The following is an 18329-nucleotide window of genomic DNA, read 5'->3' on the forward strand; positions in this document are numbered from 1 at the left end:
TAACAGAGAACGCTTATTTTCGGTAGATATAAAAAATCCCCAATGCTTATTAACTCATTCAAGTTAAAAGTGCATTAGGGATTTCGCTATGAGTGCTTGTTATCTGACTGAAGCCAGAATTACATTACACGCATACCAGGTTGAGCACCTTCGTGTGGCTCAAGGATCCACAGGTCGCTGCCACCAGGGCCTGCGGCTAGGATCATGCCTTCAGACATACCAAACTTCATCTTACGAGGTTTTAGGTTTGCGACCATTACGGTTAGCTTACCTTCTAGCTCTTCAGGTTTGTATGCTGACTTGATGCCAGAGAATACTTGACGAGTTTCACCACCGATGTCCAGTTGGAACTTCAGTAGTTTGTTCGCTTTTGGTACTTCTTCACATGAGATAATACGAGCAATACGCATATCGACTGCTGCAAAGGCGTCGAACTCAATCTCGTCTGCGATTGGCTCTTTGTCTAGCTCAGTTTGGCTTGCTTGCTCTTTTTCAGCTTCTGCTTTTTCTTTCGCAGCTGCTTCTGCGGCTGCATCTTCTTTAGAAGACTCGATCATTGCTTCCACTTTCTTCGGATCAATACGGCTAAACAGCGCTTTGAACTTAGTGATTTCGTGATCAGTTAGCGGTGTAGCAATAGCTTCCCACGTTAGTTCTTCGTTTAGGAAAGCCTCAGTGCGAGCCGCAAGCTCTGGCATAACGGGTTTCAGGTAAGCCATTAGCACGCGGAATAGGTTAATACCGACAGAAGAAACTTCTTGAAGCTCTTTCTCTTTACCTTCTTCTTTCGCAAGAACCCAAGGTGCTTTTTCGTCAATGTACTGGTTAGCTTTATCTGCTAGTGCAGTAATTTCACGGATAGCGCGGCTGAACTCACGAGTTTCGTATAGCTGACCGATACGCTCAGCAGCAGCAACGAATTCGTTGTATAGCTCAGGTTCTGCAAATTCAGCAGCAAGTTTGCCTTCAAAACGTTTCGTGATGAAGCCAGCGTTACGAGACGCTAGGTTAACAACCTTGTTCACGACGTCAGCGTTTACACGTTGAGTGAAGTCTTCAAGGTTAAGGTCAAGGTCATCGATACGGCTGTTTAGTTTCGCAGCGTAGTAGTAGCGTAGACACTCAGGGTCTAGGTGGTTTAAGTACGTGCTTGCTTTGATGAATGTGCCTTTCGACTTAGACATCTTCGCACCGTTCACCGTTACGTAGCCGTGTACGAATACGTTGTTTGGCTTACGGAAACCAGCGCCTTCTAGCATTGCAGGCCAGAATAGGCTGTGGAAGTAAACGATGTCTTTACCGATGAAGTGGTAAAGCTCAGTTGTGCTGTCTTTCTTCCAGTATTCGTCAAAGTTTAGATCGTCACGCTTGTCACATAGGTTCTTGAAAGAAGCCATGTAGCCAACAGGAGCGTCTAGCCATACGTAGAAGAATTTGTTTTTCTCGCCTGGGATTTCGAAGCCGAAGTAAGGTGCATCACGTGAGATATCCCACTGTTGCAGACCAGACTCGAACCATTCCTGCATTTTGTTTGCAGTTTCATTCTGTAGAGAGCCAGAACGAGTCCACTCTTTAAGCATGCTTTCGAACTGAGGTAGGTCGAAGAAGAAGTGCTCAGAATCTTTCATTACTGGAGTCGCGCCAGAAACCGCTGATTTAGGGTTAATTAGCTCAGTTGGGCTGTATGTCTCACCACAGTTATCACAGTTATCACCATACTGGTCTTCTGACTTACACTTAGGGCAAGTACCTTTTACGAAGCGGTCTGGTAAGAACATCTCTTTCTCAGGATCGAAAAGCTGAGAAATAGTACGGCTAGAAATGAAGCCGTTCTTTTTAAGTTCTAGATAGATGTGAGAAGCCAGTTCACGGTTCTCTTCGCTATGTGTGCTGTGGTAGTTATCAAAACTGATATCAAAGCCAGCGAAGTCTTTTTGGTGCTCTTCACTAACAGCAGCGATCATCTCTTCTGGCGTGATACCCATCTGTTGAGCTTTAAGCATAATTGGCGTGCCGTGAGCATCGTCAGCACAGATGAAGTTTACAGTGTTGCCACGTAGACGCTGGTATCGAACCCAGATATCAGCTTGGATATGCTCAAGCATATGGCCAAGGTGAATAGAGCCGTTAGCGTACGGAAGCGCACAAGTTACCAAAAGTTGTCTTGGATCAGTTGCCATACTTAATAATTCGCTTTTTTGATAGGTATAAATTTTGAGAGGTAATACTACTTTATAACGTGTGATACGCCAAGGTATCAGACAAAGGATTCCCCTAGTTTTTTAGGGGTTCAGTCTTCATCTCGTGGGTGATAGCATAAATAAAAAAAGGAGCCCCAATGCGTAACTTTACTTCTAAGCAAGATTTCTGTTCATGGTTGAATGAGTTCGAGTCACCAATCCTCATCCCAGAGTGGGCGCTACACCAAAATATTGTATCGGTTGATCCTCGTGGGTCATTTGTCATTACCTTACCTTTTGCAGCTAATCAGCTCGCGGTTGAACTGGAACAGTGGATCAACTCCCAGATTGAACAACAGCTTGTCAGCACTTTTCAGTTTGAAGTAAAAGTGAAGCCGTCTGCGCTAGAAACTACAGTCGCAACACCATTGAAAGGCGTTAAGAACATTATCGCCGTGACGTCGGCAAAGGGTGGGGTGGGTAAATCGACAACTTCGGTAAACCTCGCGCTTGCGTTATCTAAGTCAGGTTCAAAAGTGGGCTTGTTGGATGCGGATATCTATGGTCCATCTGTGCCTATGATGCTCGGTCAACTGGATGCAAAGCCAGAAGTACAGAACAACAAATGGATGATGCCAATCGAGGCGCATGGCATTTTCACTCATTCTATTGGCTATCTTGTGTCGAAAGATGATGCAGCAATCTGGCGTGGCCCAATGGCAGCGAAGGCTTTAGGTCAGCTTGTTAACGAAACCGTATGGCCTGATTTAGATTACCTTGTTATCGATATGCCACCGGGCACAGGTGATATTCAGCTCACACTTTCACAGCAAATCCCAGTAACGGGCGCGGTAGTCGTGACGACACCTCAAGACTTGGCTTTAGCCGATGCACGTAAAGGTGTAGCGATGTTCGATAAAGTGAGCGTGCCAGTTGCAGGCTTAGTGGAAAACATGAGTTACCATATTTGTAGTCACTGTGGCGAAAAAGAGCATATCTTCGGTGCTGGTGGTGCAGAAGCCATGTCGGAAGAGTTCTTCCTCGATATTTTGGCGCAAATTCCACTGCATATTGATGTAAGAGAAGACATCGACGCGGGCCGCCCAACGGTTATACGCCGCCCGGACAGCGAACACACTCGTCATTACCTAGAATTGGCTGAAAATGTGGCTGCGAAAATGTTCTGGACGGGAAAAGCGAGACCTGAAGCGATCAACTTTTCTATGGTTGATTAGAGTAGATAAGTCTTAAGGCCGTATAAATAATGTTTGGGTGAGATAAATAGCTTTTGTATTTGGCTAAAGAGCCGTTGGGTTTGTGCAAATAGTTGTACGCCAGTTATTCGAAAGCAAACGATTGTATTCATTTAATGTATAGATAACATCAATTTGACTGCAATTAGCTAGAATGGCGACTAGAATCTATGTTGTTTAGCCCCTATAATCAGGCGGTTTATCTCTTCCCACCACCAAACCATATCGGGTGCAAAATTAATGTCTGATAATAATCAATGTGTCATCGTAGGTATCGCTGGCGCTTCAGCATCAGGAAAAAGTCTGATTGCTAGTACAATTTATAATGAGTTGCGCGAGAAAGTAGGCGACCATCAAATTGGTGTTATCACGGAAGATTGCTACTACAGCGACCAAAGCCACTTGAGTATGGAAGAGCGTGTTAAAACTAACTACGATCACCCAAATGCACTGGATCATGATCTATTATGTGAACACCTACAGCAGCTAATGAGTGGCAATGCGGTAGAAGTTCCTGAATACAGCTACACAGAACACACACGTACCTCTGAAACGACTACACTTACACCTAAGAAAGTGATCATTTTAGAAGGTATTCTGCTTCTAACAGACCCGCGTCTTCGTAAACTAATGCACGCAAGCGTGTTTATGGATACACCGTTAGACATCTGTCTACTACGCCGTGTTAAGCGTGATGTAGAAGAACGTGGTCGTACAATGGACACGGTACTTAAGCAATATCAAGAAACAGTACGTCCAATGTTCATGCAGTTTATCGAGCCTTCAAAACAACATGCAGACATCATCGTTCCTCGTGGTGGTAAAAACCGCATTGCGATTGACGTGCTAAAAGCGCACATTGCGAAGTTGTTGAAGTCTTAATCGAATAAAATTTTGCCTAAGTGACTCACTTAGCTTTATTTTTTACCGAATCAGTGGCACTTTTATAGTGCCACTTTCTTTTGGAATCTAAGCAAGGAATATGCGGATGAAGAAACTACTCATTTTCATAGCTGTACCAGTATTTGTTGTCGTTGCAGCAATTCTGGCACTAGTGCTGTTAGTGAACCCTAACCAATTTAAGCCATTAATTGTCGAACAAGCCCAAAAACACACAGGCCTAGAGCTCGTGATCGAGGGCGATATCAGCTGGCAATTCTTCCCATCTATTGGCTTCGAACTTGGTCAAACTGAATTACGTAACCCTGAAGGATTCACCCAACCAAATCTGTTTAAGGTTGATACCGTTGGCGTTGATGTTTCGGTTACCCCGCTATTTAGCAACCAACTAGAGATCGGCAACATTACTCTAGATGGTGCAGAATTCTATTTAGAAACGCTTAAAGATGGTCGTAAGAATATCGACGCGCTAACTCAAGCATCAGCTCCTCAAGAGTCTGAGCCTGCAGCTGACGCAAGTTCTGAATCAACACCTGCGCCCCAAGAGCAAAGTGCTACAGACGCATCTGGTTGGACGATCAACCTTGCCGGCGTCACTGTTTCAAATGCGTTGTTTGAGATGGACGACAAGCAAGCTGGTTCATTTACTAAGTTATACGATGTGTCTTTGAACCTTTCTGAGTTTGCCGTTGATACATGGACAACCGCGACGTTTGCGGCTTCTGGTGAAAACAATCAACAGAAATTCTCTGCAAACGGCAGTGCTGAATTCAAATTAGCGGAAGGCTTCGCAAGTTACGCACTGCGTAATATTGACCTAAACGCTAAGTTCAATGATCCAGCAACGTCGATTGAGTCAGCAAAAATTGGCTTGGATACGTTTGAGTTCGATAAGGTAAACCAACTGACTTACGCTGTAATCGGTAATGCGGCTGGCCTTGACCTTGATCTTAAAGGTGGCGGTGAACTTACCGTCGATAGCGCGATTTCAAAAGTAACGCTGAACAAATTAACGTTAGACTCAACATTCAAAGGCGACACGCTTCCTCAGTCTCCAATGAAAGTCGACATGCTGTCTGATTTAAGCTTCGATCTTAATAAGAGCCACCTGAGCTTTGTGTTAGAGAAGCTACAAGCTAACGCTATTGCTTTAGACGGTAAAGCAGACGTAACCCTATCTGAAATACCAAAAGTTCGTTTCTCTCTTCATAGCCCGAATATTGATTTAGATGAGTTCTTAGGCTTAGGCAATACAACAGAAACAGCGAGCACAGCTCCTTCTGGTTCTGCTGGTGGCTCAACGTCAAACTCTGGTAGTTCAGCTCCTGCTAAAGAAGTCGAACCTGATCTTTCTGCATTGAAAACGCTCGACGTGAAAGGTGACATCACGATTGATAAGTTCAAGGCGAGCAATGCGAAGATGCAGAATGTTAAAACGGCATTTTCGGTTAACCGTGGTATCGCAGAGCTAACCTCATTCACATCGAATCTTTACCAAGGTTCTATTTCTGCGACCGCTAAGCTAGACGCTCGTAAAACACCAGCGACTTACACTGCTAATAAGAAAATTAGAGGTGTGAAGGTTCAACCGTTACTGGTTGATGTAGCGAACAACGACATGCTGGAAGGGACGGGTAATATCGATGTTAACGTTAAAGGTAAGAGCCTTACGCCAACAGGAATCAAGAAGAACCTAGTCGGCACGATCGTGATTAACTTTGAAGATGGTGCGGTGAATGGCATCAACGTTGCTCAATTGATTCGAGAAAATTACGCTAAGATCAAAGGCGAAAAAGTCGAAAGCAAAGATGAGGCTCAAAAGACGGACTTCAGCGCAATGAAAGCGACACTGAAAGTTGATAAGGGTTGGGTTTCAACGAACGACTTATCGGCACAGTCACCACTGCTACGCGTGACAGGTCAAGGTAAAGCAAACTTCATTAATGAAACGGTCGACTTCCTTGTTCGTACATCGATTGTTGGTTCGCTTGAAGGTCAGGGCGGCAAGAACATTGATGACCTGAAAGATGTGACCATCCCAATTAAGGTGACAGGCCAATGGGCTGACCCGAAATTTGCGCTTGTTTTTGATGATGTGTTGAAGCAAAAAGCACAAGAAGAGATCGACCGTGGTGTGAATAAGCTAACGGATAAGATCAAAGACGAGAAGACCAAAGAAGCGGTTGACGGTTTGTTGAAAGGTTTCTTTAACTAATATTTGCCTAACTCGTATATAAAAGAAGCGCCACTCTTGTTGCAGGAGTGGCGCTTTTGTTTAGGTGCTGATTATTATCCGGGCTTAGTAAGCAAAGAGATTACCTTTGACACTCGTTCCTCGTTCAAGGGAATGACGATAGGCAGTCGTGCTTTGTTCAAGGACGTGACAGTCTAGTGGTCGTCATCCTCGAGAGGGAAGAATGACCGAGTCGGGGATCTCTAGTTGAATGCGATTACCAGTCAACGCCTTGAAGCGCTTTCACACCCGATTCGAAAGCGTGTTTCACGTTACGAACTTCAGATACCGTATCCGCCATCTCTGTAAGAGTACGGTGCGCGCCACGGCCAGTAATGATTACTGACTGCATTTTAGGACGGTTATTCAGAGCTTCTACCACTTCATCCAGTTCGATATAGCCATAGCTCACCATATAAGTCAGCTCATCAAACAGAATTACGTCAATCGACTCATCGGCTAGCATGCGCTGACATTCTTTCCAGATACGTTGTGCGGCTTCAATATCTTTTGTTTTGTCTTGGGTTTCCCAAGTGAAGCCAGTTCCCATAACTTGGAATTCCACTTCCAGCTTTTGAAGTACGTTCTTTTCGCCGTTATCCCAAGTCCCTTTAACAAATTGTGCAACGGCACATTTCTTACCATGACCAACGGCACGTGTAATGGTACCAAAACCGGATGTTGATTTTCCTTTACCGTTACCAGTAATAACCAGCAATAAGCCTTTCACTTCTTGTGCTGCAGCCACTCGTGCATCAACTTGTTCTTTTACTTTCTGTTGTCTTGCTTTATGGCGTTGTTCTTTGTTGTCTTCGGTCGACATAACAAATCCTTTTAAGTTGTGATTGCGCCTATCATAGCCTAACTTAACGATAGCAAAAACCATCGGAAGAACAGGTGATTACGGATGAAAAAGATACTCGTTGTTTGCATGGGGAATATTTGTCGTTCGCCAACAGGTGAAGCGGTGCTAAGGAAGAAAGCGCAACAACTGGATATTGACGTTGTGGTCGACTCTGCAGGGACGATTGGTTTTCATCAAGGCAACCCGCCAGACTCGCGTTCCAAATCTGCAGGAGAGAAGCGAGGTTACAGCTTTAAGGGGATTACTTCTCGTAAAGTGGTTGATAATGACTTCGAAGAATTTGACCTGATCCTCGCGGCAGATAGGGCGAATTTAGATGATTTAACGAATCAGTGCCCAGCCCACCTTCAATACAAACTTGCGCTATTCTTGAGCTTTGGAGAGTCACAATATCAAGAGATACCGGATCCTTATTATGGTGAGGGAAATGGCTTTGAGTTGGTGTTGGATTTAATCGAAGAGTCTAGCGAAGCGATACTGCGTTCAATTTAGTGTAGAGGCTGTGTTCTTGGCTGGGCGATAAAGTATCAAGGTTCATCGATATAAAAAAGGCCGACATCGAATGTCGGCCTTTCTAAATCTAGCTTTAAGCCATGACTAAGCTTACTTAGACATTACTTTGTAGATTGGGTCTTCTGCAACGTTCGCTTCAACTAAGCTACCGGCTTTGTGCAGCATAGCAACACAGTCTTGGCTTAGGTGGCGAAGGTGAAGTGTTTTACCTAGTGCAGCGTAACGGTCAGCAATCGTGTCGATCGCTTCAATTGCAGAGTGGTCTGTTACGCGTGAGTTGGCGAAATCAACGATAACATCTTGTGGATCGTTATATGCGTCAAACAACTCAAGGAAGTTAGCGGTTGAACCAAAGAAGATTGGGCCGTTAACTTTGTACTCTTTAGAGCCTTCAGCGTTAACTGATTTGTCTGCGTAGATGTGTTTAGCATGTTGCCATGCGAACATTAGTGCCGAAGCAACAACACCCACACCAACAGCGACCGCAAGGTCCGTTAGTACTGTTACCACGGTAACCAGAACGATAACGAAGAAATCTTGCTTAGGAACGCGACGCGCAAGCTTGAAGGTTGCCCATTCAAACGTACCGATAACAACCATGAACATTACGCCCACAAGTGCTGCTAGAGGAATCATTTCAATCAGTGCAGAACCAAACAGGATGAACATCAGTAGTGCGACTGCCGCTACGATACCTGAAAGACGACCACGACCGCCTGAGTTTACGTTGATCATCGATTGACCGATCATCGCACAACCACCCATCGCACCGAATACAGAACACGTTACGTTAGCCATACCTTGACCAACACATTCACGGTTAGATTGGCCACGAGTGTTTGTCATCTCGTCTAGTACCGTTAGTGTCAGTAGAGACTCGATCAGGCCGATAGCTGCAAGGATAATTGCGTATGGCAGGATGATCTGAAGTGTCTCGAAAGAAAACGGAACTGCAGGAATAGAGAACGTTGGTAGAGAGCCCGCTAGCGTAGCGGCTTCGTCACCAGACATAGTACGTAGGAAGTCAACAACAGTACGAGTTTCAAGATCAAGGCCTACAACCAAAGCCGTTACCGTTACAATAGCAACCAATGAAGATGGTACTGCTGTTGTTAGCTTAGGTAGGAAGTGGATGATACCCATAGTGAGTGCGACTAGGCCTAACATCAGTGTCATTTGACCGCTTGGTAACCAAGTTAATGCACCCGTTACGTCTGGCGCTTTAAATTGACCAAGCTGAGCTAGGAAGATCACAATTGCCAAACCGTTCACGAAACCAATCATTACTGGGTGTGGAACGATACGGATAAATTTACCTAACTTGAATACACCCGCTGCAATTTGCAGAAGGCCAGCCAGCATAACGGCTGCGAATAGGTATTGAACGCCATGGGTTGCCACTAGGCTCACCATTACAACGGCCATTGCGCCAGTTGCACCAGAAATCATACCTGGACGACCACCGAAGACGGAAGTGATTAAACCTACGATGAATGCTGCGTAAAGACCAACCATTGGGTCAACGCCAGCAACAAAGGCGAATGCTACGGCTTCAGGTACCAGAGCTAGGGCTACTGTAAGACCTGAAAGCACGTCATTCTTTACAGAGTGCTTTGAAAATTGTGGGAATTCGAACATGTTTGCTCAGCTATGCTAAAAATGGATTTACCGACACGAGTGTATTGCGTAGCCAAACAGTGATGGAAAAGAGCGGCAATAGCGAAGTGTCGAAAAGATAAGTGCGCGAATGCTACCCAAAAATGTGACTAAGTTCAAGGTTGAACCTAACTTTGAGTAATATATCTGTTAATTTTTATTCGATTAGTAGATATGAAAAAGGCTGCTTTAATAAGCAGCCTTTGATTCTATTTACTTGTGATTATCTATCAGTAATCGCTAGTAGTTTGGCTTAGTCATACCTGCGCCAGCTTGGTTCGACGCTGCTTGACTACCTGCACCTTTCGGTACAAAACGCTCAGTGCGGAACGGAGCTGCAACAACTTCAATCTCTTTGATCTCTTGTGGACCAGGAGCTTTAGTCATTGGTGAGCCTGCTTGCTTCTTAGCAACCGTTGCTTTTGGTGCAGCTTGAGGAGCTTCTGCTTTTACAACAGGCGCTTCTTCAACTTTTGCACTTTCAGCTTTAGGTGCTTCAGCTTCAACAACTGGTGTTGTCTCTTCTACTGCAACAGCCGCTTCGACTTTCGTCGCTTCTACAATCACTGGAGCTTCAACTTTCTCAGTTTCAACAACCACTGGTGCTTCTTCAACGACTACAGGAGCTTCAGTTACCTGAGCTTCAGAGCGAGTTTCTTCAGCAACAACTGCGTCTTCACGAGAGATGATTACTTTACCCATAGCTAATTCAGGACAAGCAAAACCGCCAGCCATCACTACGTTGCTTTGAGGTGCATTCTCTTGAGCTGTATTTTGCTCTTGAGCTTGAACAGCAACGTGAGTTTCAGTAGCAACTTGAGCTTCAACAGCAACGTCCATTTCCGCCACTTCAGGTTTTGTCTGATTGTGGTGAGGTTTAGGAATGAAGCGAGGCATCACTTTACCCATAGCCATCTCAGGAGAAGCTACACCACCTTTACGTAGGCGGAATGGGTTAGGGCGACGATCACGACCGCGACGACGACGTTGACCACTTGCACGTAGGTGACGTGGAGAACGACGGTTACGACGTTGCTTCGGCTCTTCCTGTTCTGTTTGCTCAGCATTTACTTGAGTTGCATCTACTTGTTCCGCAACTTTTTGCTCTTGAGCTACAGCTTGTTCGTGATTTGCTGTTTGTACCTTTTGCTCTTTTGAAGCGTTATCGGCATTGTTGTCAGCTTCTGCTTGAGCTTGCTGGTCTTTAACTCGAACTAGTTTGTTCAGCTTACGACGTTGACGACGCTCTTTAATTTTCACAGCTTTTGCTTCAGGCTTCGCCTTTGGCGCTTCTGGTTTATCAGCTTGAGCTTCTGCCGCAAGCTGTAGACCTTCTTCTGCTAATTTAGATGGTACTTGCTCTTCCTGTTGCTTCTGCTCATCACGTGGCTTATTGCGACGATCTTGCTTAGGCTTACGAGGCTGACGAGTTTGCTGTGGAGCTGCTTCTTTTTGCTCTTCAGGTTTCTCATCACGTACAGGTTTACGACGGCGTTTGTTGTCACGGTTTTCGTTGCGATTGTCACCACGTTCGTTACGTTGTTCGCTACGGTCACCACGCTCGTTACGTTGTTCGCCACGGTCACCACGTTGGTTACGACGGCGGTTGTCGTTACGATCACGGCGTTGACGGTTACCATTGTTGCGATTGTTCTTAGGTTTTTCTTCTTGCTTCTCTTCTTCTTTCTTCTCTTCTTGAGTTGAAGAGCCAAATAAGAAGCTACCGATAGCTTTGAAGAAACGACCAATTAGGCTAGGTTCTTGCGTTGCAGCTGGTTCAACTTTCTTCTCTTCAACAGCTTTAGGAGCTGGAGCAGGAGTGGGTGCTGATTGAGCTGGAGCCGCGAAACCTTTCAGAGCAGGCTCTTCGATCTTCTTAGGACGAATAGTCTGTTCTGCTGGTTCTTTGCTTTCTGCTTCTTTTAAAGCTTCTAGCTTGGTAGGCAGCAAGTAAGAGAGTAGATCGAACTCTTCACCTTCACGAACACGGATAACCTCAAAGTGTGGTGTTTCCATGTCAGAGTTAGGAACAACAGTGATCTTAACTTCTTGGTTCTTCTCGATGTGGTTTACTGAGCGACGTTTTTCGTTCAGAAGGTAAGAGGCAATTGGAACAGGCACAACAGCAAGTACTTGTGCTGTGTTGTCTTTTAGAGCTTCTTCTTCAATCAAGCGTAGAACAGAAAGTGCTAGAGATTCGTTATCACGAACAACACCAGTACCTGTACAACGAGGACAAATGTGGTGGCTTGCTTCTGCTAGTGATGGGCTCAAACGTTGACGAGACATCTCTAGAAGACCAAAGCGAGAAATACGACCAATCTGAACACGTGCACGATCTAAACGAACGGCATCACGTAGACGGCTTTCAACTTCGCGTTGGTGGCGAACTGGAGTCATATCGATGAAGTCGATAACAACAAGACCACCTAGGTCACGTAGACGTAATTGACGTGCAATTTCATCGGCTGCTTCTAGGTTAGTGTTTAGCGCTGTTTCTTCAATATCGCTGCCCTTTGTTGCACGAGCAGAGTTGATATCGATAGAAGTTAGAGCTTCTGTTGGGTCGATCACGATAGAACCACCAGACGGAAGACGAACTTCACGTTGGAAAGCTGATTCGATCTGGCTTTCAATCTGGTAATGGCTGAATAGTGGCACTTCACCATCGTATTTCTTAACGCGATTCATGAAATCTGGGCGTATTAATTGAATGTGCGCTTGTGCACGTTCAAAAATAGTATTGCTGTCGATTAGAATCTCGCCAATATCACGACGTAGATAGTCACGAATCGCACGAACGATAACGTTACTTTCTTGGTGAATAAGGAAAGGAGCTGCATTTGAATCAGAAGCTTGCTTAATAGCGCCCCAGTGATTCAATAGAACGTTCAAGTCCCACTCTAGCTCTTCTGCACTTTTGCCAACACCTGCTGTACGCACGATTAAGCCCATGCCTTGAGGAAGCTCAAGAGTGCTTAATGCTGCTTTCAGTTGAGTGCGTTCATCACCTTCGATACGACGAGAAATACCGCCAGCACGAGGGTTATTAGGCATAAGAACTAAGTAACTACCAGCCAAAGAGATGAAAGTTGTCAGTGCAGCGCCTTTGCTACCACGTTCTTCTTTCTCAACTTGTACGATTACTTCTTGTCCTTCTCTTAGCACTTCTTTAATGCTAGGACGGCCTTGGTATGTATAACCTTCAGGGAAGTATTCGCGGGCAATTTCTTTAAGAGGGAGGAAACCGTGACGTTCTGCGCCGTAATCAACAAATGCCGCTTCTAGGCTTGGTTCAATACGGGTAATACGTCCTTTGTAGATATTCGCTTTCTTTGACTCGTGACCTGGGCTTTCGATATCTAGATCGAACAGTCGCTGGCCATCAACCAAAGCGACACGCAACTCTTCTTTTTGAGTTGCGTTAATTAACATTCTTTTCATTTAGAAATTCTCATTGTCTTTTCTTATTTTCATCATTGGTCTTATCGCTTTATTCGTTTCTCATGGTGCCAGATCCCATGGCTTTATCGGTGCAGCCTCCCGGCTGGAGTAGGGATGCTCTGGGGCACGTCAGTCATCATAGGGAGTTAGCCTATGATCCGCGATGTGGCGGTGAATACTCAACATGAGTGTACGTGAGTAGAGCGATAAGGAACTCAGTTGACCGTGTCTTACGCCGATTGCAGCACTGTCTAATCTGAGTCATCTACTCATTTACTTGCTTATGAATGGTTAGCTGTTTAAATATTAGTCAATCCATTGATAGCAGCTGTGAACTATAGCAGTGGTCGGTAAACACAGCAATCTGCTTTGTCGTAATGCGGTAAAAAAAACAGTTTTTGTTTGGGTTTTGATAGCTCTAACTCACTGTCTATAAATAATTTATCAATTGATATTTTAATTTGCAGGAAGCTTGGTGCTTTTTTGTTCGAAGAATCAAAGAAATATAGAACTTCAAAGACCTTTTAGGGATAGATCGGTAGGGATTATAGATAAATAAGTTCAGAATAGGGTTAAGAAAATCTCAATTATCAAAAGTGACAGTGATACAATGGCCCAATGAGCGAAATTAGAACCCAAGTCCAATTTGTCGACATTGACGAAGATATGGCTGGTCAGCGTATTGATAACTTCTTACGCAACCAATTAAAAAACATCCCGAAAAGCATGATTTACCGAATCGTGCGTAAAGGCGAAGTCCGCGTAAACAAAAAACGCATCAAGGCTGAATACAAACTAAAAGCAGGTGATTTAGTTCGTATCCCGCCAGTCACTATTGAAGAGAAAACAGAAGAGAACGTGCCAAGCACGAAACTCAATAAGGTTTCTGAATTAGAACAGTGCATCATTTATGAAGATGATCACATGCTGATTCTGAATAAACCATCAGGTACTGCGGTTCATGGTGGTAGCGGGCTAAAGTTTGGCGCGATTGAAGCATTGCGTGCACTTCGCCCTGATGCTCGTTTTCTTGAATTGGTACACCGTATTGATAGAGATACGTCTGGCATTTTGCTTGTTGCTAAGAAGCGCTCGGCGCTAAGACACCTTCAAGCACAGTTCCGTGAAAAAACGGTTCAAAAATACTACTTCGCTTTAGTGATGGGCGAATGGAAGAACAGCTGTAAAGTGGTTAATGCTCCTTTATTGAAAAATGAAGTAAACAGCATTGTTCGCGTTAACCCGAATGGTAAGGCTTCTGAAACTCGTTTTAAGGTTTTGGAAAAATTCCAAGATGCGACGTTAGTTCAGGCAAGCCCAATTACCGGCCGTACGCACCAAATTCGAGTACACGCTCAGTATACTGGCCACCCAATTGCTTGGGATGACCGTTACGGTGATCGTCGTTTTGATGCTTACACGGGTAAAGTAGGATTGAATCGTTTGTTCTTACATGCCGCCAACATTAAGTTTACCCATCCAGGTAGCGAAGAGAAGATGGATATCTCTGCTCCAATGGAAAAAAGGCTAGAGAGAGCACTCACTGGTCTACGTAAGCTTTAAGAAGATACGAAAGGGTTAGCTGTTTCTAGCCTTACCTATCTACTAACAAAAAAGGTTGACGAAATCCGTCAACCTTTTTTGTTTTCATCTGTTGTAGAAAATCCCCAACTCGCTCGTTCCTCGCTCATGAGGATGACGACTTTTTAAAGGCAGGTTCTACATTATGAGCTGATGGATGATGTAGCTATCTTCGTCATTCCCTAGACTGACAAAGGAAGGCGTAGGGAATCTCTAACAAAGAGAGGGTATCCGTTATAGTACGCTCATTCCTTGCGCTTCTAACATATCAACCAGATCGATCAGCGGTAAGCCGATCAGCGTGTTTGGGTCTTTACCTTCCATCTGTTTAAATAGCGCGATACCTAACCCTTCACACATAAAGCTGCCCGCGCAGTAATAAGGCTGTTCTTTCTCAACATAAGAAATGATCTGCTGTTGTGTTAAATCACGGAAATGCACGATGAAGGTATCTAAGCGAGTGTCGGCTTTATTGGTTTCACTGTTCCATACGGTTATCCCAGTATAAAAAGTGATGCTTTTACCGCTTTGGCGAGATAGCTGCTCAATCGCTTTTTCACGAGTGTGTGGTTTACCAATGATTTCTCCATCAATCACACACACTTGATCGGAACCAATCACTAGGCTTGGTTGTTCGATAGTACAAGACTTGGCTTTCGTCTCGGCAAGACGCATCACTAACTGTTGAGGTGTCTCTTCTGGAAGTGGTGTTTCATTGCAGTCAGGCTTCGCTGTGACAAAGTCTAACTGTAGTTTTTTGAGGATCTCTTGCCTAAATGGAGATGTAGAAGCTAAAACTAGTTGGTAATTTCTCATTTTAATTTACAATTCGTGTAAGCATTTAGTTCAGGATAACGTAACTTATCCTGCTATTCATAATGCTCTGAACAGGAAAGGTAGGAAAGTACATTTTTTTTGCCATTTCCTTTGACTAAACACGATTTGGAAGATAAGATTCGCGCCCTATGCAAAAGGAAAAAATACCGCGTACAGTTGATCCGGCAAGAACGGCTCAAAAACGACTCGATATGGATGGTATCATTCAAGTCAGTCTTTTAAAGCGTTTAACCGAAACAACTGAAGGCGTAAAACGTGACGCGCAAGTCTCAATGTCATTTGGGCTTGATGAACAACGATTAGTCGTTATCTCTGGTAAAGCTAACGTCGAAGTCGATTTAGAGTGTCAACGTTGTAATGAGGTTTTCGCACATGAGTGCGATGTCCAATTTACTTATACTCCTGTTTACAGCGAGAAAAGTGAAGAGGAAGCACCGGAAGAGTACGATTTGGTAGATCTGAACGAGTACGGTGAGTTAGACCTGATTCAATTAGTTGAAGACGAGTTCATCCTTGGATTGCCACAAATAGCAATGCACGACGATGCGAAATGTAGCGTTAACTCAAATAACTTGGTGTTTGGTGAACTTCCTGAAGAAATTGAGGAAGATAAAAAGCCGAATCCATTTGATGTTTTAAAAAACTTAAAGAAGTAACTTATTAATAAGTATCTTTAAGAATTTACATAGGAGTAGGGTCAATGGCCGTACAAAAGAGCAAGAAATCACGTTCAATGCGTGGCATGCGTCGTTCACACGATGCGCTAACTACAGCTGCACTTTCTGTAGACGCAACTTCAGGTGAAACTCACCTACGTCACAACGTGACTGCCGAAGGTTTCTACCGCGGCAAAAAGGTTATCAACAAGTAAGGTTGACCTTTGCAAAATCTAACCGTTGCGCTTGATGCAATGGGCGGGGACTTCGGTCCTCGTGTAACAGTGCCTGCCGCCGTGCAGGCACTGTCGTATTTCCCAGAGCTAAAAGTCATTCTCATAGGTGATCGAAATGCGATCACATCTCAATTATCTTCATTAGGTCGAATGCCTGATTCTCGTTTGAGTATCCAGCATTGTGATCGAGTCATTTCCAATTCTGAAAAACCTTCCCTAGCCTTACGTAATAGTCAGGGTAGTTCTATGCGTGCTGCTATCGATTTGGTTGCCGAATCACAGGCTGATGCTTGTGTGAGTGGTGGTAACACTGGTGCACTGATGGCGTTATCTCGTTTCAGACTCAAACTCCTTCCCGGTATTGATAGGCCTGCGTTGGTTTCAGCTTTGCCTACTGCTTCAGGCAACCGTACATGGATGCTTGATTTAGGAGCGAACGTTTCTAGTGACGCAGATTCACTGTTTCAGTTTGCTGTAATGGGCAGTGCATTAGCGGAACAACATTTAGGTCGCGCTCCACGTGTCGCTATCTTGAATATCGGTGCCGAAGAAATCAAAGGCAATGACCTTGTGAAACGATGCGCGGAAATGTTGTCTAATACTCAGTCTGTGAACTTCATAGGCTATATTGAAGGTAATCAATTACTTCAAGATGCTGCTGATGTCGTCGTATGTGATGGTTTTGTGGGCAATGTCTGCTTAAAAACGTGCGAAGGTACGGCTCAGCTCTTTATTGATAAGCTAAAAACGCGCATGATGGCTTCAACAATAAAGGGTTGGATCGCCAGAATGTTGTTTTCTGAGCTATTTACTGAATTAAAAACCTTGAACCCCGACCAGTATAACGGCGCAAGTTTGTTAGGATTGCGCGGCATTGTCATTAAAAGTCATGGAAGTGCTGATGTGTCTGCAGTCGTCAACGCGATTGGTGAAGCAGTACACGAGGTCAAACGACAAGTCCCCAGCCGCATTAGCGATCGTTTGGAAGCGGTTTTACTCGAGAGGCATTATTAGTCTTCATGTATAGCAAAATTTTAGGTACTGGCAGCTACTTGCCATCTCAGGTGCGTACTAACGCAGACTTAGAGAAAATGGTAGAGACTAGCGATGAGTGGATCGTTGCTAGAACAGGTATTAAAGAGCGTCGTATTTCAGCGGAAAACGAAACCGTTGCGGATATGGCGTTTTACGCTGCTGAGAATGCCATTGAGATGGCAGGTATCGACAAAGAAGATATTGATTTAATCATCGTTGCGACAACCAGCAGTAGCCATACATTCCCGTCTTCGGCATGTCAGGTACAAGGTAAGCTTGGTATTAAAGGCTGCCCTGCGTTTGATTTAGCTGCGGCGTGTTCTGGCTTTGTCTATGCACTGTCTGTTGCTGATCAACATATCAAGACTGGTATGTGTAAAAACGTTTTGGTAATCGGTGCGGATGCACTGTCAAAAACCTGTGATCCGACTGACCGCTCTACTATCATCTTATTTGGTGATGCTGCAGGCGCGGTGGTTGTAGGCGCAAGCGAAGAGCCAGGTATTTTGTCTACGCATATTTACTCTGATGGTAAATATGGTGAGCTTCTAAGCCTAGAAGTTCCAGAGCGTGGCGGTGATGCAGACAAGTGGCTGCACATGGCGGGCAACGAAGTATTTAAAGTGGCGGTAACTCAGCTTTCTAAGCTAGTTAAAGACACATTAGCCGCGAACAATATGGATAAGTCAGAGCTTGATTGGTTAGTTCCACACCAAGCGAATTACCGTATTATCTCGGCAACCGCTAAGAAGCTGACGATGTCGCTTGATCAAGTTGTGATTACTCTTGATAAGCACGGCAATACGTCGGCAGCTACCGTACCAACGGCCCTTGATGAGGCTGTTCGCGACGGGCGAATTAAACGTGGTCAAACGCTTCTACTTGAAGCATTTGGCGGTGGCTTCACTTGGGGTTCTGCGTTAGTTAAATTCTAACCCCA

Annotated in this window: 14 protein-coding genes; 9 read left to right on the forward strand and 5 right to left on the reverse strand. The window is 44.6% G+C overall.

The window, feature by feature from the left end:
* Positions 1 to 119 precede the first annotated feature (119 nt).
* A complete protein-coding gene (metG, locus tag AC3CHU_RS05095; protein WP_488525180.1) occupies positions 120 to 2180 on the reverse strand; it encodes a methionine--tRNA ligase in 2061 nt (686 codons plus the stop codon).
* Positions 2181 to 2338: 158 nt separating this feature from the next.
* On the opposite strand from metG, the gene apbC reads away from it, so the two are divergent.
* The 3 genes from apbC to AC3CHU_RS05110 all read left to right on the forward strand — a co-directional run bounded on the left by apbC (position 2339) and on the right by AC3CHU_RS05110 (position 6548).
* Positions 2339 to 3415, forward strand: coding sequence for an iron-sulfur cluster carrier protein ApbC (gene apbC, locus AC3CHU_RS05100; RefSeq protein ID WP_488525181.1), 1077 nt, complete (start codon positions 2339 to 2341; stop codon positions 3413 to 3415).
* 258 nt (positions 3416 to 3673) lie between these two features.
* Positions 3674 to 4315, forward strand: coding sequence for a uridine kinase (gene udk / locus AC3CHU_RS05105; protein WP_004734002.1), 642 nt, complete (start codon positions 3674 to 3676; stop codon positions 4313 to 4315).
* Positions 4316 to 4421: 106 nt separating this feature from the next.
* A complete protein-coding gene (locus AC3CHU_RS05110) occupies positions 4422 to 6548 on the forward strand; it encodes an AsmA family protein (protein WP_488525182.1) in 2127 nt (708 codons plus the stop codon).
* Positions 6549 to 6783: 235 nt separating this feature from the next.
* Here the strand turns inward: AC3CHU_RS05110 and cobO are convergent, their stop codons facing one another.
* A complete protein-coding gene (gene cobO, locus AC3CHU_RS05115) occupies positions 6784 to 7389 on the reverse strand; it encodes a cob(I)yrinic acid a,c-diamide adenosyltransferase (protein ID WP_054542045.1) in 606 nt (201 codons plus the stop codon).
* 84 nt (positions 7390 to 7473) lie between these two features.
* Here cobO and AC3CHU_RS05120 point away from each other — a divergent pair, with 84 nt between their 5' ends.
* A complete protein-coding gene (locus AC3CHU_RS05120) occupies positions 7474 to 7923 on the forward strand; it encodes a low molecular weight protein-tyrosine-phosphatase (protein ID WP_488525183.1) in 450 nt (149 codons plus the stop codon).
* Positions 7924 to 8034: 111 nt separating this feature from the next.
* Here AC3CHU_RS05120 and AC3CHU_RS05125 read toward each other — a convergent pair whose 3' ends face one another.
* Positions 8035 to 9582: a SulP family inorganic anion transporter gene (locus AC3CHU_RS05125; RefSeq protein ID WP_004733998.1), complete on the reverse strand. Its 1548-nt coding sequence runs from the start codon at positions 9580 to 9582 to the stop codon at positions 8035 to 8037.
* Positions 9583 to 9840: 258 nt separating this feature from the next.
* A complete protein-coding gene (gene rne, locus AC3CHU_RS05130; protein ID WP_488525184.1) occupies positions 9841 to 13044 on the reverse strand; it encodes a ribonuclease E in 3204 nt (1067 codons plus the stop codon).
* 618 nt (positions 13045 to 13662) lie between these two features.
* Here rne and rluC point away from each other — a divergent pair.
* Positions 13663 to 14607 (forward strand): 23S rRNA pseudouridine(955/2504/2580) synthase RluC, encoded by a 945-nt coding sequence (gene rluC, locus AC3CHU_RS05135; RefSeq protein WP_017078123.1) that lies wholly within the window; start codon positions 13663 to 13665, stop codon positions 14605 to 14607.
* A gap of 252 nt (positions 14608 to 14859) precedes the next feature.
* On the opposite strand, the gene AC3CHU_RS05140 is transcribed toward rluC, so the two are convergent.
* A complete protein-coding gene (locus AC3CHU_RS05140) occupies positions 14860 to 15441 on the reverse strand; it encodes a Maf family protein (RefSeq protein ID WP_488525185.1) in 582 nt (193 codons plus the stop codon).
* A gap of 149 nt (positions 15442 to 15590) precedes the next feature.
* Here AC3CHU_RS05140 and yceD point away from each other — a divergent pair, with 149 nt between their 5' ends.
* From yceD to AC3CHU_RS05160, 4 genes are read left to right on the forward strand one after another with little or no spacing between them, the layout of a single operon-like run.
* Positions 15591 to 16118 carry a 23S rRNA accumulation protein YceD gene (gene yceD, locus AC3CHU_RS05145; RefSeq protein ID WP_004733994.1) on the forward strand — a complete coding sequence of 176 codons (528 nt, stop codon included), beginning with the start codon at positions 15591 to 15593 and terminating at the stop codon, positions 16116 to 16118.
* 44 nt (positions 16119 to 16162) lie between these two features.
* On the forward strand, positions 16163 to 16333 hold the full coding sequence (rpmF, locus tag AC3CHU_RS05150; protein ID WP_004737376.1) for a 50S ribosomal protein L32: 171 nt from the start codon (positions 16163 to 16165) through the stop codon (positions 16331 to 16333).
* Between the two features lie 9 nt (positions 16334 to 16342).
* Positions 16343 to 17368 carry a phosphate acyltransferase PlsX gene (gene plsX / locus AC3CHU_RS05155; RefSeq protein WP_017062152.1) on the forward strand — a complete coding sequence of 342 codons (1026 nt, stop codon included), beginning with the start codon at positions 16343 to 16345 and terminating at the stop codon, positions 17366 to 17368.
* Between the two features lie 5 nt (positions 17369 to 17373).
* The gene (locus AC3CHU_RS05160; RefSeq protein ID WP_010437276.1) at positions 17374 to 18324 is read left to right on the forward strand and encodes a beta-ketoacyl-ACP synthase III; all 951 of its coding nucleotides are present in this window, start codon (positions 17374 to 17376) and stop codon (positions 18322 to 18324) included.
* The last annotated feature ends 5 nt before the right edge of the window (positions 18325 to 18329 follow it).

This window comes from Vibrio sp. QJM3NY_39, assembly GCF_057785895.1.

What these genes read in the sequence shown, in the direction of transcription:
- metG (WP_488525180.1), bottom strand. Translation starts at nt 2,180, where the DNA reads ATGGCAACTGATCCAAGACAACTTTTGGTAACTTGTGCGCTTCCGTAC.
- apbC (WP_488525181.1), top strand. Translation starts at nt 2,339, where the DNA reads ATGCGTAACTTTACTTCTAAGCAAGATTTCTGTTCATGGTTGAATGAG.
- udk (WP_004734002.1), top strand. Translation starts at nt 3,674, where the DNA reads ATGTCTGATAATAATCAATGTGTCATCGTAGGTATCGCTGGCGCTTCA.
- AC3CHU_RS05110 (WP_488525182.1), top strand. Translation starts at nt 4,422, where the DNA reads ATGAAGAAACTACTCATTTTCATAGCTGTACCAGTATTTGTTGTCGTT.
- cobO (WP_054542045.1), bottom strand. Translation starts at nt 7,389, where the DNA reads ATGTCGACCGAAGACAACAAAGAACAACGCCATAAAGCAAGACAACAG.
- AC3CHU_RS05120 (WP_488525183.1), top strand. Translation starts at nt 7,474, where the DNA reads ATGAAAAAGATACTCGTTGTTTGCATGGGGAATATTTGTCGTTCGCCA.
- AC3CHU_RS05125 (WP_004733998.1), bottom strand. Translation starts at nt 9,582, where the DNA reads ATGTTCGAATTCCCACAATTTTCAAAGCACTCTGTAAAGAATGACGTG.
- rne (WP_488525184.1), bottom strand. Translation starts at nt 13,044, where the DNA reads ATGAAAAGAATGTTAATTAACGCAACTCAAAAAGAAGAGTTGCGTGTC.
- rluC (WP_017078123.1), top strand. Translation starts at nt 13,663, where the DNA reads ATGAGCGAAATTAGAACCCAAGTCCAATTTGTCGACATTGACGAAGAT.
- AC3CHU_RS05140 (WP_488525185.1), bottom strand. Translation starts at nt 15,441, where the DNA reads ATGAGAAATTACCAACTAGTTTTAGCTTCTACATCTCCATTTAGGCAA.
- yceD (WP_004733994.1), top strand. Translation starts at nt 15,591, where the DNA reads ATGCAAAAGGAAAAAATACCGCGTACAGTTGATCCGGCAAGAACGGCT.
- rpmF (WP_004737376.1), top strand. Translation starts at nt 16,163, where the DNA reads ATGGCCGTACAAAAGAGCAAGAAATCACGTTCAATGCGTGGCATGCGT.
- AC3CHU_RS05160 (WP_010437276.1), top strand. Translation starts at nt 17,374, where the DNA reads ATGTATAGCAAAATTTTAGGTACTGGCAGCTACTTGCCATCTCAGGTG.